21 protein-coding genes are annotated in these 25,866 nt (G+C 36.9%); 2 read left to right on the top strand and 19 right to left on the bottom strand.

Annotated features, from left to right (window positions below):
* Positions 1-510 precede the first annotated feature (510 nt).
* The 12 genes from BM130_RS11050 to BM130_RS10990 form a co-directional block, all read right to left on the bottom strand.
* The gene (locus BM130_RS11050; RefSeq protein WP_010527732.1) at positions 511-2,217 is read right to left on the bottom strand and encodes a S41 family peptidase; all 1,707 of its coding nucleotides are present in this window, start codon (positions 2,215-2,217) and stop codon (positions 511-513) included.
* Positions 2,218-2,446: 229 nt separating this feature from the next.
* Entirely contained in the window at positions 2,447-4,960 is a 2,514-nt protein-coding gene (locus tag BM130_RS11045) for a YfhO family protein (protein ID WP_010527731.1), read from the bottom strand.
* A gap of 344 nt (positions 4,961-5,304) precedes the next feature.
* The gene (locus BM130_RS11040) at positions 5,305-5,586 is read right to left on the bottom strand and encodes an acylphosphatase (RefSeq protein ID WP_044138685.1); all 282 of its coding nucleotides are present in this window, start codon (positions 5,584-5,586) and stop codon (positions 5,305-5,307) included.
* 279 nt (positions 5,587-5,865) lie between these two features.
* Positions 5,866-6,570 (bottom strand): phosphoadenylyl-sulfate reductase, encoded by a 705-nt coding sequence (locus BM130_RS11035; RefSeq protein ID WP_010527729.1) that lies wholly within the window; start codon positions 6,568-6,570, stop codon positions 5,866-5,868.
* Positions 6,571-6,851: 281 nt separating this feature from the next.
* Positions 6,852-7,871, bottom strand: a complete 1,020-nt coding sequence (locus BM130_RS11025; protein WP_010527727.1) for an ATP-dependent 6-phosphofructokinase — start codon at positions 7,869-7,871, stop codon at positions 6,852-6,854.
* Between the two features lie 82 nt (positions 7,872-7,953).
* A complete protein-coding gene (locus BM130_RS11020; RefSeq protein ID WP_010527726.1) occupies positions 7,954-8,808 on the bottom strand; it encodes a universal stress protein in 855 nt (284 codons plus the stop codon).
* A 177-nt stretch (positions 8,809-8,985) separates the two neighbouring features.
* Entirely contained in the window at positions 8,986-10,035 is a 1,050-nt protein-coding gene (queA, locus tag BM130_RS11015) for a tRNA preQ1(34) S-adenosylmethionine ribosyltransferase-isomerase QueA (RefSeq protein WP_010527725.1), read from the bottom strand.
* A 232-nt stretch (positions 10,036-10,267) separates the two neighbouring features.
* On the bottom strand, positions 10,268-11,029 hold the full coding sequence (gene truB / locus BM130_RS11010) for a tRNA pseudouridine(55) synthase TruB (RefSeq protein ID WP_010527724.1): 762 nt from the start codon (positions 11,027-11,029) through the stop codon (positions 10,268-10,270).
* Between the two features lie 9 nt (positions 11,030-11,038).
* Complete coding sequence (locus BM130_RS11005) at positions 11,039-11,839, bottom strand: undecaprenyl-diphosphate phosphatase (RefSeq protein ID WP_010527723.1); 801 nt, start codon at positions 11,837-11,839, stop codon at positions 11,039-11,041.
* 220 nt (positions 11,840-12,059) lie between these two features.
* A complete protein-coding gene (locus tag BM130_RS11000) occupies positions 12,060-12,335 on the bottom strand; it encodes a DUF3098 domain-containing protein (RefSeq protein ID WP_010527722.1) in 276 nt (91 codons plus the stop codon).
* Between the two features lie 219 nt (positions 12,336-12,554).
* Complete coding sequence (locus BM130_RS10995; protein ID WP_010527721.1) at positions 12,555-13,424, bottom strand: cell division protein FtsX; 870 nt, start codon at positions 13,422-13,424, stop codon at positions 12,555-12,557.
* Between the two features lie 240 nt (positions 13,425-13,664).
* A complete protein-coding gene (locus BM130_RS10990; protein WP_010527720.1) occupies positions 13,665-15,974 on the bottom strand; it encodes a glycoside hydrolase family 3 N-terminal domain-containing protein in 2,310 nt (769 codons plus the stop codon).
* A 674-nt stretch (positions 15,975-16,648) separates the two neighbouring features.
* Here BM130_RS10990 and BM130_RS10985 point away from each other — a divergent pair.
* Positions 16,649-17,581 (top strand): radical SAM protein, encoded by a 933-nt coding sequence (locus BM130_RS10985; protein WP_010527719.1) that lies wholly within the window; start codon positions 16,649-16,651, stop codon positions 17,579-17,581.
* Between the two features lie 7 nt (positions 17,582-17,588).
* Here BM130_RS10985 and BM130_RS10980 read toward each other — a convergent pair whose 3' ends face one another.
* The 5 genes from BM130_RS10980 to BM130_RS10960 all read right to left on the bottom strand — a co-directional run bounded on the left by BM130_RS10980 (position 17,589) and on the right by BM130_RS10960 (position 23,048).
* Complete coding sequence (locus BM130_RS10980; RefSeq protein WP_010527718.1) at positions 17,589-18,620, bottom strand: anti-sigma factor; 1,032 nt, start codon at positions 18,618-18,620, stop codon at positions 17,589-17,591.
* A complete protein-coding gene (locus BM130_RS10975; RefSeq protein WP_010527717.1) occupies positions 18,620-19,105 on the bottom strand; it encodes an RNA polymerase sigma factor in 486 nt (161 codons plus the stop codon). The genes BM130_RS10980 and BM130_RS10975 overlap by 1 nt, the downstream gene beginning before the upstream one ends.
* A gap of 225 nt (positions 19,106-19,330) precedes the next feature.
* Positions 19,331-22,096, bottom strand: a complete 2,766-nt coding sequence (polA, locus tag BM130_RS10970) for a DNA polymerase I (protein ID WP_010527716.1) — start codon at positions 22,094-22,096, stop codon at positions 19,331-19,333.
* A gap of 82 nt (positions 22,097-22,178) precedes the next feature.
* A complete protein-coding gene (locus BM130_RS10965; protein WP_010527715.1) occupies positions 22,179-22,628 on the bottom strand; it encodes a 6-pyruvoyl trahydropterin synthase family protein in 450 nt (149 codons plus the stop codon).
* Positions 22,629-22,733: 105 nt separating this feature from the next.
* A complete protein-coding gene (locus BM130_RS10960) occupies positions 22,734-23,048 on the bottom strand; it encodes an ArsR/SmtB family transcription factor (RefSeq protein ID WP_010527714.1) in 315 nt (104 codons plus the stop codon).
* A gap of 553 nt (positions 23,049-23,601) precedes the next feature.
* Here BM130_RS10960 and BM130_RS10955 point away from each other — a divergent pair.
* Positions 23,602-24,576: a polyprenyl synthetase family protein gene (locus tag BM130_RS10955; protein WP_010527713.1), complete on the top strand. Its 975-nt coding sequence runs from the start codon at positions 23,602-23,604 to the stop codon at positions 24,574-24,576.
* Here the strand turns inward: BM130_RS10955 and deoC are convergent.
* Entirely contained in the window at positions 24,573-25,442 is an 870-nt protein-coding gene (gene deoC / locus BM130_RS10950) for a deoxyribose-phosphate aldolase (RefSeq protein WP_010527712.1), read from the bottom strand. The two genes, BM130_RS10955 and deoC, sit on opposite strands and share 4 nt — an antisense overlap.
* A complete protein-coding gene (locus BM130_RS10945; RefSeq protein ID WP_010527711.1) occupies positions 25,442-25,768 on the bottom strand; it encodes a nucleotide pyrophosphohydrolase in 327 nt (108 codons plus the stop codon). The genes deoC and BM130_RS10945 overlap by 1 nt, the downstream gene beginning before the upstream one ends.
* Between the last annotated feature and the right edge of the window lie 98 nt (positions 25,769-25,866).

Here is a 25,866-nt window from a genome sequence, read left to right as displayed (position 1 = left end):
TTAGATTACGGCTATCAGTAATTAGTTATAATTCTTAGTTATTAGTTGAAAGAGAAAAGGATAAAGGTTTTTAATCTTAATATTTCATCTACAACCCCAGTGGTCTAATAAAAAAATTAAATGATAAATTCCTTTTGTCATTTTGCATTTGTCTGTATCGCTAAAATATACCCAATTAAGCCAAAACTTTCTTTTCAGACCTATAAAGCCTAAATAGCATTGGCTAAATAATTATTCAATTAACCAACCAATAACAAAAAGCAAAGAAAAAAGAGGCAGGGAGGTTTTTACTGTAACAGAATAAAGAAAATTAATACGGAATCGTTTTGTAAAATTATTAACAATAAAAATAAAAATTTGTTTTTTAATACATGTTTATCCTAAATAATGGGAGATACGAAAAACAGATTTAAAGGTTTGTTTTTGATAAAAATAATTGAAAAACAAATAAAAAAACCGGAGTATATTTAAATATATCCCCGGTTATAAGTATTAAAAAGAAAAAATTGCTTATCTGCGCAATCGGTCACCGGCATGACTTAGCACAGTTCCGTTTAAAATTCCCCGATAATAACCTTCATCATTAATAACTTCTATGGTTTTCTTAAGAACTTTATCATCCTTCAACGCATATTTGATAGCCCCTTCCTGATAATAAAATCGTTTCAACAATTCATTGGCCAGCAAGTCTTCAACTTCATCTCTGAAATTCTTTAAATCAAAAGAGACATCTACATTAAGCTTCTCTTCCAACGCTTCAAATTCTTCTTTATTGAGGTCATAATACCCTTCACTTTTTGCTGCTTCGACAAGCTTTTTGAAGCGTTCGCGGCTGGCTGATGTATATTTAAAATCATCTAACGAAAGAACAAAACCGGTAAAATGGTTATACATTTCATCAGAAACAGCAAACTCTTCAGGCTCAGGAATCGATTTATGTTCGGCACAAAAAACATTAGCATATTTAAAAATGGTTTGTTGAGCAACCAAAGCATAGGCAATGTTACTGAAGGTATCTCTGGGGACAACAATGTCAGGAGAAATTCCACCACCGTCATAAACGGTACGTCCATTAAGGGTTTGGAACTCGGAGACAAGGGAATCGGGGACATAACCTACGCTACCATCTTCGTTACGATGAGAATAGTCCAGTGCTTGAATGCATCGTCCGCTAGGAATATAATATTTGGCAGTAGTAACTTTTAATTTGGTATTATACGGCAAGTTACGTGTGGTTTGCACTAATCCTTTTCCAAAGGAACGACTACCGACAATAACTCCTCTATCCAAATCCTGGATGGCACCGGCAACGATCTCAGAAGCTGATGCCGACCCACGATTTATCATTATAGCCAGTGGGATCACAGTATCAACAGGGGCTTTAGTGGCCCTATAAACCTTATCCCACTGCTTAATTTTCCCTTTAGTACTAACCACTTCAGAGCCTCTTGGCACAAAAAGATTGACTACCTTTACAGCTTCATCGAGCAAGCCACCGGGATTTCCCCTTAAATCGAGAATAATTTTTTCAGCACCTTGTTTTTTTAAATCTTCCAGGGCTTGTTCTACTACCTCAGAACAATTATGGGTAAAATTATTCAAGATAATAAGTCCTGTATTATCTTCTACCAAACCATAATATGGAACAGGATTGATTTGAATGTTTTTCCGGACAATAGTAATCTCAATAGGTTTTTCGGAACCGTATCTTTCGATAGTAACTTTTACTTCAGTATTGGCAGGTCCTTTTAATTTATTGCTGACATCTTCAGTACTTTTACCTTTCATTTCAACGCCATCAATGGCAATAATCTTATCACCTGCTTTAAGTCCGGCTTTGTCAGCAGGGAACCCTTTGTATGGTTCAGAAATGTAGACGTAGTCGTCCACGCGAGTAATAAGCGCCCCAATCCCGGCATATTCGCCTGTAGTCATAAAATTAAAATCTTCCATCTCCTTTTCCGGGATAAAAGTAGTGTAGGGGTCCAAAGATTCTAACATGGCATTAATAGCCGTCTCAATTAATTCTCCAGGGTCGGTTTTATCTACGTAATAGGTGTTTAACTCCCGAAAAAGAGAGTAAAATATATCCAGATTTTTAACAATGGAAAAATTCCGCTCCTCATTATTGGCAGAAACAAATCCCAGAGAAAGAATTAATACGAATAGAATCCCGGATGTCCAATTCAACCACTTTTTAGTTTTTAACTTCTTCATTAGTATAAAGTTTATCAAACCTGTTGAAAATATATTAAATCCGCATGACGCCCAATTAAGATTGCTCTATTTGTCATGCTGTAAACCTATTTGATCACCAAAGGCAAATATTCAACAAATCATAAAAACATAGCTATTCCCCCGTAAAAATAAATATAAAAGAACACAAGCCAATTTTATGGAATTCAAAAATGAAACACAAATCATGCCAAGGTATATATCTTAAGCGCTATTCAATTTTGCCCAACCATTGCTTTCGATAGGTCCAAATCAGGAAAATTGCAAAGACAAAAATGGCAATGCCACCTAAAATGGCCAATCTGTTGGCCCACTGTACCGAATTGGGTTCAAACCTAAATTCAATAACATGCTTTCCGGGAGGAACCATAATGGCACGAAGCAAATAGTTTACTCTTTTGATATCAGTTTTTTTACCATCGATATAGGCGTTCCAGCCAGCCGGATAAAAAATTTCGCTAAAAACAGCCACTTTGGGTTCGGTAGTCTGGGCATTATAAACCAACCTGTCGGGGGCATAAGAGGTCAACTGAATAAACCCTTCACGGTTATTGCTATTATAATCTTTCCAGTTATTATCAAGCCGATTGTCCCGAATAACAGCCGTGGTTTTTAAATCCACCTTTGCCAGCGTTGAAATCTCTTCTTCAGCAGAAGAAACAACCTTTAGGTTATCAACAAGCCATGCCTCTCCAAAATTATGGATGTTTAATAAAGGTGACTGGGACGGATTATAGATAACATATTTCGTATTCAACATATTAAGCACCGGCATATCGGCCAAGAGGTCTAAGGCATCTTCAGGACTGCCGCCATTTCTAAAATGGCCCAGTAACATTTGCCAATCGTTCTGCAAATAATAATCAATTATATCCTGATATAAGCGCAATTTAGCCCCATGATACCCGCCAATGGATTTATGGTAATAGGAAGTATTAACTTCAGTAAACGGATTTCGATAAATAGAGAAAACTCTAAAACATATATCATCATCATTAAGGATAAATTTATCAGCAGGCGTCTTTTGAAATTGATTTTCTATTTGTCGTGGTTCTACAAAGTCTTTTGAACTTAAATAGCGTTTATCCACAGCCCACAGGTCTATTAAAACTAAAAGCGTAAGACCCAGAAGTATATATTTTTTGGAAACCCGATTAGTTGAATATAACCATAGCGAACCGCTACCCAAAAGTATAAAAAAGAACGAACGTAATGCATCTGATTTAAGAAGCGTCATCCTGGCATTACGAAGATTTTCGATTACAAGGTCGATCAACGCGGCTTGATCGGGAAGATCTTTTTTCTGCTGCGCCAGGGCTTTAGCCTCTTCTGAACTAATGAAATTAAAAAATAAATCGGGGAAAAGATACAAGATTAAGGCAACACCACCGGTAAGCCCAAAAGCTGCAAGAAAGTTACCACTTTGTTCCCGAATATATGCGGGATTATCCACCAGTTTTTTCAATCCCATTAAACCCAAGAAAGGAACCGTGACACTAGCAATAACCAGAGTCATCTCAACGGTACGAAATTTATTATATAAAGGGAAATGGTCAAACATAAAATAATTAAACCATTCAAGGTTTTTCCCCCATGCTAAAAGTATGGAAAGAATAGTGGCAGCGACCAGCCACCATTTTTCAGGCCCATGATAAAAGAAAAGAGATAACACAAAGAAAAAGCAAATTAATGCTCCAAGATAAACCGGTCCGGAAGTAAAAGGCTTGCTACCCCAATATTGAGACTGTCCTCCAACAATATCCTTTAACCGTGGTTCAACGGCTTGCATAGCGCGGGGATTTTGTGCCAAAGGTTGGGAGGCACCGCCCATTACATTCGGAATCATTAAAGTAAGCGTTTCTGCTTTTCCATAACTCCAGGCAAAAGCATAATCCCGGTCTAAACCTTTCTGAGGTTTATTATCTGTTTTGGCCTCACTCTTCAGTTCCGAAGCCCCTCGGATACTATATTTCCCATATTCATAGGTTGGCAGTAAATGTGGAAGATTTGGTAAAATGGCCAAAATAGCTGCGCCAATCAAAATAGCCGACCTACTTAAAAAATCTTTAATATTTTTTTCTTTAAGCGCATAAATAAATCGGCTAACCATTAAAATTAAAACCAGAATAAAAAGGTAGTAGGTAATTTGAACATGGTTATAAGCAATATGTAGTCCAAGTGCTAATGTGGTAAAAAGAGCTCCTTGCCATTTATTCTTATTAAGCGTATAAAGAATTCCGGCAACAACAGGCGCCATTAAAGCAATGGCATATGCTTTGGTAATATGACCGGCTATAATAATTATGATATTATAAGACCCAAAAGCAAAAGCAATCGAGCCCAATAAAGAAAGCCAGCGATTGGTTTTGACGCTACGCAACAAAATGTAAAATCCTAATAGATACAAAAACAAAATAGCAACAGTATAAAACGGCAAGCCCAAGCGGAAAAACTTATTCAAATAACTAAAGATATTGGCAGAGGAATCACCTTTAATCTGATAGGCCGGCATCCCACCGAACATAGAATTGGTCCAATAGGCATGCTTCCCGGTTTCATTTTCATATTCTACAAGCTCTCGAGACATCCCCAAAGCATGTAGATTGTCCATCTGGGGTAATTCAAAACCTTTAAGAACGGGACTGAAATAGGCAAAACTCAGAACAATGAAAAAGACAAGGATTCCTAAAAAATTAAATAACGGCTTAAGCTTTTGAAAATTCATTAGTATAAAATTTTTCTAAGTTATTGGTCTGATGGAACTCGCATGAATTAAAGTTTATACATGTTCTTTTTTGACACATCTTTTTAGTCATGCTCGTTTCATCCGTAAAAATTTTACTTACTTCATTGATATATTGTTTCTTAAAAGTAGTCATTAGTGGTTAGTCGTTAGTCATTAGTTAATCAAAACTAATCACTAATGACTGTTGACTAATGACTAATCACTTCTTCTGCCTTCTGCCTGTGCACTTATGCCTCAGAGTTTTATACATGCTCGTTTGTAGTTAAAGCCGCCATGCTCGTTTCATTCGTATAAATTTTCTATCAAATCCACAATTCATTAGATTAAAAATCACTGCAATGCCGGATTCGAAAACGAGTATACCCATATTCAGGGATCTGTTTAACCACAAACTTATCAATTTGTGCATGCACCGTCCCCCTCCGACAGGCAGCCAAAAAATTATCCAATTGTTTTTCTTCACCTTCGGCATCTATTTCCACACTTCCCCCCGGCATATTTTTAACATAGCCTTTAATAGAAAAGCGGTACGCCTGTTCTTGAACAAAATATCTGAAACCTACCCCTTGTACCCGTCCACTTACAATCACTCTCACGCGCTTCATCAGCATAAAATTTGTCTAACTCATTAGTCTGATGGAACTTAAAGTTAGTCATTAGTGGTTAGTCCTTAGTCATTAGTTAATCAACACTAGTCACTAATGACTGTTGACTAATGACTTCTCCTGCCTGTGCACTTCTTCCATTGTCTATTTATACAAGTCATTTTATGGCAAAAGTCGCAATGCCCGTTTCATCCGTATAAAATTTATCTAAGTTATAGGCTGAATGGGGCACACAGGCTCAAAATAAAGAATCATTCTAACCATTGGAACAAAACACAATCAACGTTTATGAAGGCCGCATTCTTTACTTTCCGGATTTTCCCACCACCAACGCCCGGCACGAACATCTTCGCCCGGCTCAATAGCCCGGGTGCAAGGCAGGCAGCCAATACTTGGATAGCCTTTATCATGGAGAGGATTATAAGGAACCTTGTTGGCTTTAATGTAATCCCAAACTTGACTTTCTGACCAATAAGCCAACGGATTCACTTTAATTAATCCATTATTATCATCCCATTCAACCAATTGAATGTTTTGACGGGTAACAGCCTGTCCTGCTCTCAATCCACAAATCCAGGCATCCAGGGTTTTAAAAACACGTGTCAAGGGTTCTATCTTTCTAATATGACAACAAAGCTTTCGGTTTTCTATGCTGTCGTAAAAAAGGTTTATTCCTTTGCTATTAACCATTTCTTCTACTCTCTTGTAATCTGGGAAGAGAACCTCGATTTTTACATTGTACTTTTTGTTGGTCCGATCGATTAAATCATAAGTTTCAGGAAAAAGTCTTCCTGTATCCAATGTAAAAATCCTGGCGTCCGGTCGAATTTTTAAAACCATATCGGTGAGCACTTGATCCTCTGCTCCTAAACTGGAAGATAATGCCACACGATGACCATATTCATCTAAAAACCATGAGATCAAATCTTCAGGACTTTTATCCCTGAAACGACTATTAAGTTCTTCAATTTTAGCTTTATTCATGAAACCAGAAAACTTTAAGCAATTATTGGACAAATTATAAAATGATTTTCGTTCGATTAAGGATTTCGGCTTAAGGTGTCATATAACTATTCAACCATTATCAGTAACGCTCCAAATTATTAACCTTATGACAATTAAACCCAATATCGAAATTACATTACCCATTCCCTTTTGAAAGGAACCTTTCTTGTTATTTGGAATGTTGCTGAAACAACGTACATAGAAAAAAGCAAAAGTAACAGAATATCTTTTACTAAAAAGATTAACACGGGAAAGGCCCATTATTTTTCACCAAAACAAACGCCCATGTGTCGAGCCTTATCCACCAATCCGTTATCAGGATTCACCAGCCGTAACCGACCTCCCACCTCCTCAAGAGGCACACTAACAATTTCATTACCACGTATACCTACCATTTTACCAAAATCACCCTCGCTAATCATGCGTGCAGCATAGGCTCCATAACGGGTCGCCAAGATTCTATCGGCGGGGGTAGGGCTTCCCCCACGTTGAATATACCCAAGCACGGTTTCTCTTGTTTCGAGCCCGGTCATCTTTCTGATTTTTTTGGCAATATAAGCACCGGCATTTTTTTTCTTTTTTCCGGTTTTAATCCCTTCAGCTACGACAACAATAGAATAGGGTTTCTTTTTTCGGTACCGCTCAAGTAAGCAGTTGGCCACCACATCCATATCGTATTCTATCTCAGGAATCAGAATAACATCCCCGCCGCCGGCAATACCGGAATAGAGGGCAATCCATCCGGCGTGATGACCCATAACTTCGATAACCATCACTCTTTTATGTGAATTGGCAGTGGTGTGAAGACGGTCAATAGCTTCGGTGGCAATATGTAAAGCTGTATCAAAACCAAAAGTTACGTCGGTTCCCCAGACATCATTATCAATTGTTTTGGGGATTCCAATAATATTTAAACCTTCTTTACTGAGAAGGGATGCCGTTTCCTGAGTCCCATTACCGCCAATGCAAACCAATGCATCAAGACCTAGTTCTTTATAGTTTTGCATTATTAATTGAGGCTTGTCAGAAACCATATCCCCTTCCTGATGTTTAAATGGTTTCATACGGGAAGTACCAAGAATGGTTCCTCCCAACGTGAGGATTCCCGAAAGCAATTGCTCATTTAAAGGAATTACATCTTTTTCCAGAAGTCCTGCAAAACCATTGGCAATCCCCAAAACCTCCATGCCATATTCAACAATTGCGGTTTTTCCGATACCCCTGATGGTGGCATTAATTCCGGGACAATCGCCCCCTGCTGAAAGGATTCCTATTTTCATTTTTTTTATTCCCATGGTAATTGTCCTTATTATGTAAAAAATCAACGAGTGGTTGCAGGCACCCGCTATAAAATTCAAAATGTCACGGATGAAATACCAGCAAAGGTATATCGGTATGAAAAAGAATTTTTCTTGTAATTTCGGTATTAAACAATTTGGCAATCATATTGCGTTTTCGTCTAGTCATGGCAATTAAGTCAATGTTATTATGTGATACATAATCTTCAATGCCAGGGATAAAACTTTGGCAAAGTTCATAATCAAAAATCATTTGATTGTTGCGATAGGTCGACTTACAATACTCCTTAAATTTTTCAAGTTTAAGTAAATCATCATTATCGGGTTTTTTCTGAATAAATCCAATGGCATGAATTACAGAATTAAAAGGGGTAATAAGTCGAATCAACTTATGAACGGATAAATAATCTTTATCACTAAATTCGGTAATAAACAAAACCTGACTCAATTTCTCCAAGTTAACGGAGGAATGAGCGGGAACAGCCAAAACCGGCGCAGAGGCCCTTTTCATAACATCACTGGTAATACTTCCCAGCAGTTCTTTAATGGTTTCACCTTTACTTTTTGTTCCCATGATAACAACATCTGCCTTCAGTTCCTCACAAACATCTACAATAATATCTTCGGGATACCCAAATTCAAATCTGCTCTCTATTTCTATTTCATGTGCCTTATTAATTTTATTAATAACCGATTTACAGAGTGATAAAAGGCGTTTACGGGCATCCATTTCTCTACGTTGAACACTCTCTTCGGAATTGGGCATATCGGGAAGAGCATCTTCTTCAATATCTTCATATTCAGAGAAACTATGAAGAATTGTAACTTTTGCAGGGAAGCGTTTGGCCAAGGTAAGAGCATAAGTGAGCGCATTGACAGAATAGTCAGTAAAAGACACGGGGACAAGGATGTTAATCATGACTCAAGAATAGTTTAGCAAATTACCTTATTGGAGCACAAAAGGTACAAAAAAATTAAAAAACAAGGGTGTTTAAAAAGACTATTTTTGTTCAGTGAAATCTGTAAAACAACAATTTATACAGATAACCCCAGGAGCAAGCAGCATTTTTAAACACCCTCGTCTTAAAATGATTTTTTAAATTATGAGCATGGCATCGCCATAGGTACCAAACCGGTATTTTTCTTTTACAGCGGTTTTATAAGCTTTCATGACAAGGTCATACCCACCAAAGGCAGCCACCATCATTAATAAAGTAGAATAAGGCAAGTGGAAATTAGAAACCATTGCATCCGCCACATTAAAATCATAAGGGGGAAAAATAAATTTATTGGTCCACCCCTCAAAGGGATTCACATGTCCATTAGTAGAAACTGAACTTTCAATGGTTCTCATAACAGTTGTTCCAACAGCGCAAATTCTCTTACGTTGGTCCTTGGCATTGTTAATAATCTTAGCTGCTTCTTCAGAAATAAAAATCTGTTCGGAATCCATTTTATGTTTGGTAAGGTCCTCTACATCAACTGAACGGAAGCTACCCAAGCCAACATGAAGAGTTATAAACGCGAAATCGATTCCTTTAATTTCAAAGCGTTTCAATAATTCCCTGCTAAAATGCATTCCGGCAGTAGGAGCAGCAACGGCACCTTCATGCTTGGCAAAAATGGTTTGATAGCGCTCTCTATCCTCTGGTTCAACTTTTCGTTTAATAAATTTCGGTAAAGGCGTTTCGCCAAGGCTATAAAGAGTCTTCTTAAATTCATCATACGACCCGTCAAAGAGAAAACGTAAGGTACGTCCCCGTGAGGTAGTATTGTCAATAACTTCGGCGACTAATGCATCATTATCTCCAAAATAGAGTTTATTTCCTATGCGAATTTTTCGTGCAGGGTCAACCAAAACATCCCATAACCGTTGGTCTTTGTTCAATTCACGAAGCAAGAATACTTCAATTTCGGCACCTGTTTTTTCTTTTTTCCCATACAAACGGGCAGGAAATACCTTGGTGTCATTAAAAATTAATACATCCTTTTCATCAAAGTAGTCAATAATGTCCTTAAATATTTTATGTTCGATTTTCCCGGTACTTTTGTGAACCACCATAAGTCTGGATTCATCGCGATTAGGTGCCGGATGCAAGGCAATAAGCTCCTCAGGTAATTTGTATTTAAACTTCGATAATTTCATAAAACTGCCTTAATTTTTGTATGGTTTATAAATTGGTTTCAGGACAAAATTAAGCCTAACTTATACGTAAGAATAGTGATTTTGTTTTCGAAAAAACGTTTTTTATATTTTTTTATAATATCAGCATATTCACGGATAAGGCATTACTCATTTAATCCACCTTCAGCAAATTAACATCTATCAGTATTGCAATTTTTTTTAAAATCCGCAATACTTTTTCCGGCAATTCTCATTAAATCAAACCAACTTTCAGCCATTTATCGTTCAAAGCATCGCATTGCTTATCAAATGTCTCTATCCCCATAGCATCTGAAACTTTATGTTGTCCTATACCGGTACGTCTTAAGCCAGATAAATGAGCACCTGATTTCAGGGCCTTCCCCAAATCCCGTGCGAAAGAACGGATATAGGTTCCTTTACTGCACCGCAAGTAAATATCAGCTTCGTAATTCTGAAAATCAAGTAATTTAATTTCATGAAAAGTAACTTCTCTGGCCTCAATGTTAACTTCTTTGCTATTTCTGGCAAGATGATATGCCCGTGTCCCATTTATTTTTACAGCAGAAAAAGCAGGCGGTATTTGTTGCTGAATTCCACAAAAATCTTCAAGCGTTTTTTTTAATTTCTCCCTGTTAATATGTTCAACGGGAAATACTTGGTCAATCTCAGTTTCAAGGTCAAAAGAAGGTGTAGTAGCACCAAATTTCACACGAGCAACATATTCTTTTTCGGAAGCCATAAAAAAATCGATGGCTTTGGTGGCTCTTCCAATACACACAATTACCAAGCCCGTAGCTAAAGGGTCCAAAGTACCGGCATGTCCGACTTTAATTTTTTTGATATTCATCAACTTTCGAAGTCGGGAACGTATTTTATTGACCACATCAAAAGAAGTCCATCCCAATGGCTTATCTATCAAAAGAACAATTCCACCTTTTACTTCATCAGGGTGTGAAAGCTCTGTAATGTCTGCTATTATCTTTCCCTTATCCATAAATATTTATCACAATGCACCAACAATTGCCATAGTACCAACAATTGCACAGTATATTGCAAAATAGATTAATTTACCCCTTTTCACAATATCTATCATCCATTTACAAGCCAATAAACCACTAACAAAAGCGGCCAAAAAGCCTATAAACAGAACGCCTGTATCAATATGACCTCCCATTTGCACAGCAGGTACGTCTGTTTTTATTAAGGAAAGAATATTTTCCCCAATAATGGGGATAAGTACCATAAGAAATGAAAAACGAGCAACTTCGCTACGTTTATTCCCTAACAAAAGCCCGGTTGCAATGGTTGACCCGGAGCGAGAAATACCCGGAACAACAGCTATGGTTTGAGCTAATCCGATAATAAATGCATCACCGTATCCAATATTTCGATGGCCTGTTTTCCGAAAATAGCTAAAACCCAGCAAAAGAGCAGTCACCAACAACATTAGTCCAACTATCAGCAAAATGTTTTCCGAATCAAACAATTCTTCAACATAATCTTTAAAAAACAAACCGACTATAGCAATAGGTACCATGGATAAAATTATTCGGGCAATATATTTGGTTTCATCATTCCATTTAAATTGAAACAGACCGATAAGAAGTTGGGCAATATCGCGTCGGAAAACTACGAGCGTGCTTAAAACGGTAGCACCATGAACAACAACGGTAAAACGCAAATTTTCAGTTGTTTCTACCCCTAAAAGATGCCTACCAAGTTCCAGATGTCCGCTACTACTAACAGGTAAAAATTCGGTTAATCCCTGTATCAATCCTAATATTAAAGCTTCAAACCACTGCATTATATTCTGAAATAAAAAAGTTAACAAACCAATACATTCTAAAGAAGAGGAAGAAAAATATTAAAAGAAGTTATTTCAATGTTATTGAATTTCAAAAACGATAAAAATGCCCCCCAAAAATGGCAGACATCATTCACTAACCCCGCGGGCATGTTTTTCTTACCACAATCTATATAGTTCGACCATGCCCAATACAACCGACCAATTAAATGGGAAATAACTAATTGGAATTTTTTTCAGTTGAATTTTCGTCAGAAGGTTTTTTCAAAATGGCATAAATACCAAAAAGAAAACCAAAAAGTACAACTATCGGGGCAAGCGTAATCCGTCGAAAACTGTAAATATCCTCGTTAAAAACCCGGGGGTCATCATTGCTGGAACCGGTCATCAACAAAAAGCCAATAACAACAATAACAAAAGCAACGGCCAGTAATTGATAATTTATTTTATCCAAGGCCATACCTGTCTTTTTCTTGTTTACTGTTTTCTTTGACATGCTATAGTATTAATTATTTAGATTATAGTTTTTAGTGGTATTGATAGGTTGTTTAATCTTGTTTTCCAACACAATGGATTATCGGTTGTTAAAACTAAACAAAACCCGTTATATTAATTACTTTTGCTTGTGTCCTCTTTTACATATTCTTTTAATATGCCAGGCTTTCTTGGTCATTTTGTGTTTGTTATCATCTAAGAGTCATGACATATGTCCTTTTTAATAATATAATTCATCGGCGTTAAGACGTAAATATTTATTAACGGCAAAAAAAGTAGAAATCAAAGAAATCAATATTCCCAGGACAATGACGATGCCAAAAAGTGTTCCTATTAACCAAAAACTATCAAAACCAATCATTCCTTCCAGTTCCTTGTTCAATCCATAAATTAAAGCCGAAAGCAAGATTATAGCCACGGTAGCCCCGGCCAAACCGTGTAAAATACCTTTGATAAGAAAGGGCTTTCGAATGAACGCTCTTGTGGCTCCAACCAGCTGCATGGTTTTAATTAAAAACCGTCTGGAATAAACCGATAATCGAATGGTATTATTGATTAGTGCAATCGAAATAATCATCAAAAGCAAGACAAAAGCCCCCAACACTACAGTAATTTTTTCGATATTGTCATTTACAGCGTGAAGGAGGTTTTTCTGGTAATAAACTTCTTTAACCTGAGGGAAATTCAAAATTTGATTTTCGATAACAGCCATGCTGTCGGGGTTGGCATATTCGGCAAATACTTTAACTTCGATGCTTGACAACAACGGGTTGTAACCTAAAAAATCGACGAAGTCTTCACCCAATTCCTCTTTCATAATGGAAGCGGCTTCATCTTTACTGATATATGAAGCACTTCGAACATAGGGTGAAGCATTCAGTATTTTTTGCAATCGTTGTACTTCAGCTTCTCGTGAATTGTCATTAATTAAAACAGTAAACCCCAAATTTTCTCGCACATACGTTGACAAGCGCCGGGCATTGAGAATTAACAAACCGATTATTCCAAGAAGGAATAATACCAGAGATATGCTTATCACGGTTGTTACATAGGAACTTCTAAGTTTACGTTTGGCCGCCTTATTGCTCATAATGATTTATAACATTTTCCCCGATAAAATGCAAATATAGCAGAAATTAGCACCCAACCCATTAATTATGACAAAGAATTGTGAAATACAACGTTTAAAAGAGAATAGAGGGTTTCTCAAAGGAAAATCGCAATTTGTTTGAATTCCCAGAGCCTTTTAACAAAGCTCTAAAAAACATACTGAACACCACAACCTTTTGAGAAACCCTCTACTACGAAAATATAATTAGATTGTAATTATTTATTCAACATATTCAAATGTTGCTTTAAGGTCACCTACCAATACTTCAAATTCTCCCGGCTCTGTTACAGTTTGAAGTTTATCATTAATAAATGCCAAATCATTAGGTGTCAATGAAAATGATACCGTTTTGGTTTCCCCCGGCTGTAGGAATATTTTGTTGAAACGACGCAGTCGTTTCACATCTGGTGTTATAGATGCATAACGATCGGATGTAAACAGTTGTACCACCTCTTTACCCGGTCTGTCACCCGTATTGGTAACCTTTACCGATACTGTTAAAGTTTGGTTAGATTTCAATTGTTTAGAACTCAATGTAAGGTCGCTGTATTGAAAAGTAGTATAGCTAAGCCCAAAACCAAAGGGGAACTGGATGGCAAAATCGGATTCATAGTCATACATGCCGGCCATACGAGCCTGATGTTCTGATGGTTTATGGTCGTACGTAACCAGTGTATTAACATACATGGGATAGGTATAAGGAAGTTTACCACTTGGGTTAACATCACCAAAAATAACGTCGGCAATAGCTAAGCCTCCAAAATTTCCGGGCAAATAAGCCTGAAGAATCCCTTTCACTTTTGGGACAATATCGCGAATAATACGAGGTCGTCCTTCATTCAATACTACAATTACCGGTTTACCGGTTTCAATAACTTTTTGTGCCAGTTCCAATTGATTCTCAGAAAGGGACAAATCATGCAAATCGCCAGGCTTTTCAGTATAGGAATTTTCACCTAAAGCTAAAAGGATAAAGTCAACATTCTCCGCCGCTTTGACCACGGCATCAATATCTCCGGGTATCTCTTCCCAATATTTTCCGTCCATTTTGTATTCAACGCCCGGAACATAAACGACATTTTCGGCACCTAATTTTTCACGTAGAGCCTCCAATATGGTATAATATCGGCCGGCAAACTGGTCTACCTTATCGCCCTGCCATGAGTAAGTCCATCCACCATTTAATGGCCTCATACTATTGGCATTGGGTCCTGTCACTAAAATCTTAACATCCTTACTGAGCGGAAGGATATCATCTTCATTTTTGAGTAATGTAATAGATTCCGAAGCACATTGGCGTGCCACATCCTCAAACTCTTTACTGCCAAACTTGGGATAATCCTTATAATTGGTCACAGGGGTATCAAAAAGCCCCAATTTATATTTCATATTTAGAATACGTCGCACAGCATCATCGATGCGAGACATGGGTACTTCCCCTTCATTAACCAATTCAATTAGATAATCGCAAAATTTAAAATTGTACGGAATCATCGACATATCAATACCGGCATTAATGGCCAGCTTTACTGCCTCTTTCTGAGTATGTGCCACCCGGTCACGTTCATGAAGATTTTCAATATCTTTCCAATCGGTTACTACCACCCCTTCAAATCCTAACTCATTCTTTAATATTTCAGTTAAAATTTTGTAACTGGCATGAACAGGCACCCCATTAATAATTCCTGAATTTACCATAACAGAATGAGCCCCGGCCTCAATTGCAGCTTTAAATGGTGGAAGATGGCGCTCTCTAAGTTCAATGTCCGGAATTAATGCAGGGGTTCGGTCCTTCCCCGACACTGGAGTCCCATACCCCAAATAATGTTTTAAACAAGCGGCTACATGATAGGGATTGCTCACATCATTATTGTCTCCTTCATAACCCTTTACCAACTCAATACCCAATTGAGAAGTCAGATAAACATCTTCCCCAAAGGTTTCCCACATCCGTGGCCAACGAGGGTCACGACCCATATCCAGAACAGGTGAAAAGTTCCAGGGGATAGCCGATGCACGAGTTTCATAAGCAGTTATTTCTCCGGCTTTTCGAACCAGTTCTCTGTTCCAGGTAGCAGCCATTCCTATTTGCTGCGGGAAAAAAGTGGCACCGGCCGTATAGGTTGTTCCATGGATGGCATCCACACCGTAGAGAATCGGAATGCCCAACCGGGTTTCATTCACTGCCATTTCTTGAATGGAAGAAATAATATAATTCCACTCTTCAAGAGTTCTGGCCTTACCATTGGGAGTATTCAAAACCGACCCGATTTTGTAATCTACAATTGCTTTATGCAACATATCCCGGTCCAGTTTCACAGGCTCAGCTGTATGATAAACACTGTTACCAACAGTCAACACATCAATAGTCACCTGAGCCATCTGACCCACTTTTTCCTCAAGCGTCATCTTTTTTAATAAGGCTTCTACTTCAGGAATTTTTTCAATTTCTTTTTTCTGTGCTTTAGCCATTTTACCCTCCCCAAAAATAAAGGCCAAAAGCACCATAAAAATACATTTTGTTTTCATATTCAAGGTTTTATTAGTTAGTGTTTCGATATCTACTAATATTTAAGCTTTATATTCTTTTAACCCATACATCATATGTATCTTCTTATTTTAATGTTTATAAAATCAGGATTATAAATCATTATAATCTATTCAGAAATCATTAGTGTAAAAACAACACTTTTATGAATCAAAATTACATTAATTCTCTCAATTATCAACACTTTATTTGGAATCAAATTGGAAACTGACCTTCGCAAGTTACTCCATCGTCTTTATACAGTCGACACCTTCGCCTCTATGCAAGCGACTCAATCGCCTGCATAGAGGCGATTGAGTCGACATTATATAAACAATAATGTCGAAAAAAGTGTGAAGGCAGAAGGAAGAAGAAGTTTTAGTGGTAAGTCAAAAGTCATTAATGCAGTTAGCAGCAGGGACTAGGGCCCCAAAACTAAAAAACTAACTTTAAAGAAGATTTTATAACTGGGCTGAATATATTTTATACAGATAAAAAGTCAAAAATAGGTTCTGATTTTCCAGTGATAATAGTAATTCAAATAATTTCAAAACATATTTTGCAAAAGTTCAAGACAAGATAGTACCTTTGGAAAAAGGTTGCCTAATTATTTTCAACAAATAAAGTTGTAAGTGCAAGCGAGATTAACAGACTAAGCTTCATAAAAAACAAAGAAATGTATAAATTCATATTTGGTCCGGTTCCATCAAGACGATTGGGAATGTCTTTGGGAATAGATATTGTTCCGCGAAAAGTATGCTCACTCGATTGTGTCTATTGTGAAGTGGGTCGCACCACCAAATTAACCACTGAACGAAAAGAATATGTCCCCTGTCAAAAAGTAATAGATGAACTCAACTCATATCTAGAAAACAATCCAGCTCCTGATTTTATTACCTTTTCGGGTTATGGGGAACCCACATTAAACTCAGAGATGGGAAAAGTTTTAAATTATATCAAACGTCACTATCCCGATATTAAAGTAGCTGTATTGACCAATGGGACGCTATTTTCCGATGCGCATATCAGAGAAGTATTGATGAGTGCTGATGTGGTTCTTCCTTCTCTTGATGCTGCCACCAATGAAACTTTTCAAAAAATCAACCGCCCTGAAAGACATTTAACAGTTGAAAATCATATTGAAGGACTTATTAAATTTAAGCAAACATTTAAAGGTGAAGTTTGGTTAGAACTATTTATACTTCCGGGATACAACGACCACGATAAAGAAATAGAAGCATTAAAAGAAGTAGTTGAAAAAATCCATCCTGATAGACTTCAAATCAACACATTAGACAGACCTGGTTCAATAAAAGGACTTATACCGGCCTCTCGTGAGGAACTGGAACGTATCAGCAAAAAATTGAATTACAATAAAGTTGAAATAATATCTTCAGCTGCAACAAGGGAAGTAAACAAAGTTTATCGGGATGATACTGAAGATACCATATTAGAAACCATCTCAAGACGCCCTTGTACCGTTTATGATTTACGAAACATTCTTGGTCTTCACGTCAATGAACTTAACAAATATTTAGGGGTATTAGAAGAAAGAGGAAAAATAACCACCGAAATAGGTGAAAGAGGAATTTTTTACAAGGCAAAGTAATAATTTATTAGTGCTTTATCTTTTTTTGCATTTCTATGGCCCCGGCCTTTAAATTAAAGGCTACAAAATTACCCTCTTCATCAAACACCTGTTCAAATTGGATAAGATTAACCCCTACCTTGTCAAAAAATTGAAGGCCACGCAACAAAAGGCTTTCATCAGGTTTGTCGGTATCATTTACTTCACCATAAGCCATAAATGAAGGATTATTATTGATATCGAGATACTGGGGCATCATATGACGCAGTCCGGTCTCATAGGCATTAGGAATTTCCACGGGAAGCAAAGTAGTCTTATAATTTGCCACAAGTGGTAAAACGGGGGCATTTTCGGGTAAATCCTGACCGAAGTAGGTATCCTTTAAATTTTTTGCATTAACCGCCTGATTTGGTTTCATCTCTTTAATATGAGCCAACTGAGTATTTGGTTCATTTTGTTTTTGAGAAATCGGTACCAGGGAATTAGAAATAATTTGCACATCCTCAAAATGGACGTTTCTTATCGGGTCAAGCGGAACCATTGCCGTCCTGGTCAACTGATTTTCCCTATTGAACATTTTATACCCGAAAAATATCATCACCAGCAATGAAGCGGCAACAACAGTTCGTTTAACGAAAGTAAACAGTGGATTCACCTGTTTTCGCAATAATTTTTCTTTTCCGGGGAAAAGAATTTTCTCCCCAATCAATCGCGTTTGTTGAAACTCGGCATCCCTGTTTATCAGGTTCACATTATCAGTAATCAAATTGTTTAATTGCGCTTCTTCTTTAATAGATAATCCTTCTTCAATTCGTTTTATTAGCAAATAATCGGGATATTCAATACCTATTAAATCGGCCTCAGATTTGAACAGCCTCTCCTTTCCATTAAAAGAAACGTTATCGCAATCGAGGGATATTTCGGCAAATTGGTCCAACTCCTTTGCCAGGTCGGGATTATCTTTTAAAAATGCAAACAATTCCCTCCTGGATTGCTCATCCAGGTTTCCGTCAAGAAAATCGACGAACCAGACTTCGTAATTTTGTCTGTTAATATTCATCAGATAACCACCTCCATTTTACCAATATATTTCCTTAAAAAGACACGAGCACGATAAATATACACTTTTACCTGACTTTCGCTCAAGCCAGTAATCTCACCAATTTCCTGATATGAATATCCTTCATAATCACGTAGCATCAAAACCATTTTTTGGTCATCCGGCAATTGTTTAATGGCTTTGTGTAAAATTTCCTGCAAATCAGAATACTGACGGTTATGAGCATAATTTTTCAGGTCAGCATCTTCGATTCTTACAGCATGTTTTTCCCGACGAACATAATCAATCAATGTATGATAAGCAGTTGAAAAGAGATAACTTTTACCTTTTTCGGGATGGACAGATTTGTGATGCTTCCACATTTTCTCATAAGTATCCTGAACAATGTCTGCCGCTTTCTCCTCGTCTTGAACATTTTTCAGGACAAAACGAAAAACATTATCAGCAAATTTTTTTACACAATCGTTGTACTCTTCTACGGTCATGGATTTGTATGATTGACAAGAGTGGGACGCACTCTCCATCGGAAAAGTTACAACAGTAATTGAGCAGAAGCAATTATTTTTATAGTCCTTGATGATTAGTGCCTTGTAATTAGATATTTAAGAAGAACACTCTCAATTTTCTATTCTTTTCTCACGGCCCATTAATCCAACAATCTATTTGCCAAAATATTAAATAAGTTTTTTACTTCATCGAAAATTTCTTTTTTAATGGGCTTCCAGCCAGTTTTGTCCTACTCCAATATCCACAATCAGAGGCACTTTTAATGATACTGCCGATTCCATCTCTCTTTTTACAATTTCAGTCACTCTTTGAAGTTCCTCTTTTCTAACCTCAAAATTAAGTTCGTCATGAACCTGAAGAACCATTCTGCTCTGAAGATTTTCCGATTTAAAAGCTTTATCAACGGCAACCATTGCCTTTTTAATAATATCTGCAGCAGTTCCTTGAATAGGTGCATTTATAGCATTTCTTTCAGCCACACCTCTCACAACACTATTGCGACTATTGATATCCGGAAGATAGCGTCGGCGCCCAAACAAGGTTTCTACATAACCGAGCTTCCGGGCCTGTTCTATGGCCTTATTCATGTATTCTTTAACGCCGGGGAAATTTTCAAAATATTCATCAATAATACTTTTGGCCTCGGAACGTGAAATATTTAATCGCTCAGAGAGTCCAAAGGCCGATATGCCATAAATAATGCCAAAATTGGCTGTTTTAGCCTTTCTGCGCATATCCGGTGTAACTTCGTCCAAATCTACATTGAAAATTCTGGCAGCTGTTGCCGCATGAACATCTTTTTGATTATTAAATGCATCTAATAAATGTTCATCTTCACTAAGATGAGCCATTAAACGTAATTCAATTTGAGAATAATCGGCACTCAAAAAAAGATGATTTTCATCGGGTACAACAAAAGCTCTGCGCATTTCTCTACCCTCTTCTTCTCTAATAGGAATGTTTTGAAGATTAGGGTTTGAACTACTAAGCCTTCCCGTAACCACCACCGCCTGATTGAAAGAAGTATGCAAACGACCCGTTTCTTTATTTATTAATTTAGGTAAAGCCTCTACATAGGTATTTAACAACTTTTTAAGTCCACGATATTCAAGAATATGCCCAATAATAGGATGCCTGTCACGAATTTTTTGTAATATTTCTTCGTTAGTACTGTACTGCCCCGATTTTGTTTTTTTTGCTTTAGGGTCGAGGTTTAATTTATCGAATAAAACCTCTCCAACCTGCTTGGGACTGGAAACGTTAAATTCGGTTCCTGCCTCATTTTTAATAGTTGTTTCCAACTTATCTATTCTATCCTGAAGTTCTAAGGCATATTTTTTTAATGCATCGGTATCGAGGCAGACCCCGGCAAATTCCATTTCGGCAAGCACCTTAATTAAGGGCATTTCAATGTCCCAAAAAAGAGATGTTAAATGATACTTTTTAAGTTCTTCCAGTAATGTTTTTTTTAGTTGGAATGTAATATCAGCATCTTCTCCGGCGTATTCTGCAACGACATTTATATCCACCTGCCGCATACTTTTCTGATTCTTGCCCTTTGATCCGATTAGCTTTTCTATAGAGACAGGCGTATAGTTAAGATAAGTTTCGGCAAGAAAATCCATGTTATGTTTAAGCCCGGGCTGAACCAAATGATGAGCAATCATTGTGTCAAAAAAAGGCCCTTGCATTTCTACCCCATACCGTTTAAGCATCAGGTAATCAAATTTTACGTTCTGACCTATCTTCAAAATATTACTATCGGTCAGCACAGCTGCAAAACGCTTTACAATTTTTTCTGCCTGAGCTCTATCTTCCGGAACCGGAACATAATAGGCTTCGCCCTTTTTAAAACTAAAGGAAAGGCCTACCAATTCATTGTTCCACACATCAAGGCTGGAAGTTTCAGTGTCTATACAAAACTCTTTTTGAACACTTAAATCGGCCGCTAAAGAATCAAGTGCCTGAGTTGTATCAACCACAAAATAGCGATGGTCTGTTTCATTAATTGTTGCTTTAGATGAACGCGCCGGGATATCGGATGGTAAATTATTGTCATCAAAAAGAGATGTCTGAATATGACCGGATACATTATTGGTTATTTTTTCCCATAAAGATTTAAATTCAAGCTCTTCAAATACAGGTTGTAATTTATCCAGGTCCGGATTTCCCCTCAACAATAACTTTTCATCAAATTGAATGGGCACATCTGTTTTAATGGTTGCCAGTTTTTTTGACAATTCAACCTGTTCTTTAAACTTGATAAGATTTTCTTTTTGTTTGCCTGAAAATTCATCAATGTGAGCATAAACATTTTCAATGGACCCATATTTACCGATAATGATTTTAGCTCTTTTTTCGCCAATGCCCGGACAACCCGGAATATTGTCAGCACTATCGCCCCATAAAGCAAGAAGGTCTATAACCTGTTCCGGCTTTTCAACAGAAAATTTCTTTTTAATTTCTTCCACGCCCCATTTTTCAATATCGTTACCAGCAGTTTTGGGTTTATACATCACAATATCATCTGTAACAAGTTGTGCATAATCTTTATCGGGGGTAACCATAAAAGTTTTAAATCCGGCATTAGAGGCCATGCGAGACAACGTTCCCACTACATCATCAGCTTCATAACCATCAACCTGCACAATTTTAATATTAAATGCATCGAGGATTTTCTTGATGTATGGGACCGCTTTTTTGATGTCTTCTGGTGTATCTTCTCTATTGGCTTTATAATCGGGGAATAGGTAATTTCTAAAAGTAGGCCCTGAGGGGTCGAAAGCCACGGCTAAATGAGACGGATTTTCTCTATTAATAACTTCGAGCAGTGAATTGGTAAATCCAAAAATTGCAGAAGTGTTTAACCCTTTGGAATTAATTCTCGGATTGCGCAAAAAAGCATAATATGCCCGAAAAATTAAAGCATAAGCATCTACAAGACAAAGTTTTCTGATATTAGCAGACATATTGATTGAGGTTTAATTCCGAAAAATAAGAAAAAAACCCCATTAATGTCCAAGAGAGGTGCAAAAGACAACAGGTAAACCGCTATAAATTATCGGAAGCATACCATTCGGCAAAAGAATTGGCGGTTTCGTTAAGTTTTAATTTATGAAGAGCGATATTTTCGGGGAGGCGAGCCTGTATTTTTTGTGCAAAATCCAAAAGAAGATTTTCGCAAGTAGGTTGATAAGGGACAAAATGTATCTTATCAAACATTTGCGGTATTTCAAATAGATGTTGATTTCTGGCTTTTTGGTTAAGCACTATAGCGTGGTCCAATTTTTCCACAATCTCTTCCTTAACAATCTTCTTTAAGTCCCCAAAATCCATAACCATTCCGCACTTGGGGTCCTTTTCGTTATCATTAGGTTGGCCAATAACAGTAACCTGAAGAATATATGAATGTCCGTGAATATGTTTACACAGCCCATCATAATTCCACAAGGCATGGGCCATCTCGAAACGAAATTCTTTAGTTAACCTTATTTTAGACATTATTTTCCACCCCTTAAAATAAAATTCCCACCAAATAAACAACTTAAATGCATATCTTACTGAAGACCAAACGGCAAATTCATAGAATGACCCGTCAATAGTGGTTTATTCAATAGTACAACGACTAACGCATTCCACTATATGACTTAGACTTTCATGCTTCAGGAAATAATATGTATTTTTCCCTTCTCTTTGTGAACCCAATACCCCTTTATCTTTAAGAATGCCTAAATGATGCGAGGTAGTGCTTTGTTCGATATTCAACAATTTATGAATTTGGGTAACGGTTAATTTTTTCCCATCTTCCAAATGACTCAAGATAGCAATACGCATAGGATGTGCAATGGCTTTAAGCATTCCTACTGCCCGTTCCAGCTGATTGGCATCCAAATCCTTGATTTTTATGGTTTGTTCTTCCATATTTTTTATTTTCCAAAAACTTTTTTGAAATAAATTACCTTACTTTAAAGTAGGAAATAACAGCAATCGAAACAAATTTATAAAACACCAAATATCAAATTCTTAAACACAATCAAAACAACAATTAATATAAATTAAATTCTAAATTCATATATCCATACCGCTTTTTGGTATCCTATTCGAAACCTAATTGAGAATGCACAAAGATAATGAAGATATTTTGATTGTTAGATATTTGACATTTAAAAACATGCAAATATTTATATACTATATGATATAATGAGTAGATGTAGCAACGATATAATAATCCGATTTGTTATTTTTGAACATTTGAATGCGCAAATAGGTTTTGTTTGGGCAACCTCGTGTAAGAACATTTCTTTGCCGAGATTTGCAGGAATTATCAAATAGAGCATAGAATGATGATATATAAAATGCATATTAATAAACCTAAAAAAGCGAGGATGGCGGCTAATGCAACAAAAGGGCATGTATAAAATTGGTTAAGCCATACGAGTTCCATTAAACCAATGAATTATATAAATTACTTACGATGAAAATATCAACCAAAATATTATCTCCCATAAAGGAGGAAATGAAGGAATTTGGCATCTATTACAAAAAAAACTTTGATACAAATTTTCCGTTGCTAAATATTATTACGAACTATTTAATCCGTCGAAAAGGGAAACAAATGCGGCCTATGTTGGTTTTCTTGTCCGCAAAATTAAACGGATCAGTAAATAAAGGCACCTATAACGCAGCAGGATTAATAGAACTTCTACATAATGCTACATTAATTCATGATGATGTAGTAGACGAGACCTATCAGCGACGAGGTTTTTTTTCGATCAATGCCTTATGGCGTTCCAAGATAGCAGTTCTGGTTGGCGATTATTTTTTAGCAATGGGTCTCATTAAGTCATTGGAAGAGAACCAAACAGAGATATTACGGATCATCTCTACCGCAGTAAAAGAGATGAGTGAAGGCGAGCTATTACAAATTGAAAAGTCAAGAAATCTTAGTATTACTGAAGATATATACTACGAAATCATACGTAAAAAGACGGCGACACTGATAGCAGCATGCACGGCCGCCGGTGCTCATTCGGTAGGTGCGCCTAAGGAAAATACAACTAAAATGCATGATTTCGGATTAAATTTGGGAATAGCGTTCCAAATCAGAGATGACCTGTTGGATTACGAACAAACCAATTTTGCCGGAAAACCGACCGGTAACGATCTTAAAGAGAAAAAAATGACCCTTCCGCTCATTTATGTGTTATCAAAGCAGTCAAATTGGAAACGGCGGGAAATTTTGAGAACGATAAAAAGACATCATAAAAATGAAAAAAAAATTGCCCCCATTGTTGAATTCGTAAAACAGCAAGGAGGCATAGAATACGCAAGGAAAAAAATGATAGAATACAGAAATAAAGCCCTCGATATTTTAAATACTTATCCTGAAAGTGACGCACGCGAAGGATTAAAGGAACTGGTCATTTTTACAACAACCAGGAAAGGCTAAAAAGGCTGATGAAAATCCTTCCCTTCCAATACAGCCAAATCACTTAATAGATTATTGGCTAAACGACTGGCACCAATCCTAAAAAGTTCGGGACATAGCCAATCATCGCCCAACACATTCTTCACGATGGAATAGTAAAGCAATGAATCTTCGGTAGTAGAAATACCTCCTGCCGCCTTTAACCCTACTTTTTTACCCGTTTCTTTATGCCATATCTTAATTGCATGACTCATTACCCAAACAGCTTCAGGGGTTGCCGCAGGACTAAGTTTCCCTGTAGAGGTCTTTATAAAATCAGCTCCTGATGCCATAGATAAAATAGCTGCATCCCATATATTTTGATTATTTTTTAATGCTCCTGTTTCTAATATAACTTTTAAATGATGTCCCTCCAAAACGGATTTAATGGTTTTAATTTCCTCAGCTACAAATGAATAGTTACCCTCCAAGAATTCTCCAACCGACAAAACAATATCAACTTCATTCGCACCCAACTCCAAAGCTTTTTTAATTTCCTGGACTTTCAAATCAAGAAAGGTTTGTGAAGAGGGGAATCCTCCAGCCACCACTGCCCTTTTTACATCGAGCTTATTTAACCTCGACTTTAACACACCGGCGAAAACAGGATAAACACATATGGCACTAACTAAAGGCATTTCCGGATTTTTATGATGAAAAGCATTCAAACGATTACAAAAATCCTCAATAGATGCTGTACTGTCGGTAGAATTTAATGAAGTGAGATCAATACAAGAAAAAATCTTTTTTAAAACTTCAGGGCTTCTGTATTCGGTAATTTCGAAATTACCATTATATTCAGGCAATTGATGAAATTGATCTTTAAATTTTTCAAGCAATAGTTCCATTATCTTTTTAGTTTTGGATTATTTTTATGACGGTATTTATCACGATTTGTTTTTTTCATTAATGATTGTTGGAAAGCAGTGGTAAGATCAACTCCTGTCTGATTGGCCAAACAGATAAGCACCCATAATACATCGGCCATCTCTTCTGCCAGATTCATCTTTTCGCCTTCCTTTACCGATTGATCGCCATATTGACGGGCTATTACACGGGCCAATTCACCGACTTCCTCGGTCAATATCGCCATATTAGTTAACTCACTGAAATATCTGACTCCATGTTCTTTAATCCAATGGTCAACAATCTTCTGAGCTTCTTTTAGTTCCATATCAATTTTAATCAATTGAAAAACAATATCATTCGCATAAAGTTTACTTAACTCATTGAACTATTGTCTCCTAAAATTAATAATTAGTAGTAAGTCAT

The organism is Thermophagus xiamenensis (genome assembly GCF_900112795.1).
GTDB classification, from domain to species: Bacteria; Bacteroidota; Bacteroidia; order Bacteroidales; family Marinilabiliaceae; genus Thermophagus; species Thermophagus xiamenensis.
Note: the sequence above shows the minus strand (reverse complement) of the source record. Positions and strands in the feature narration are given on the sequence as shown.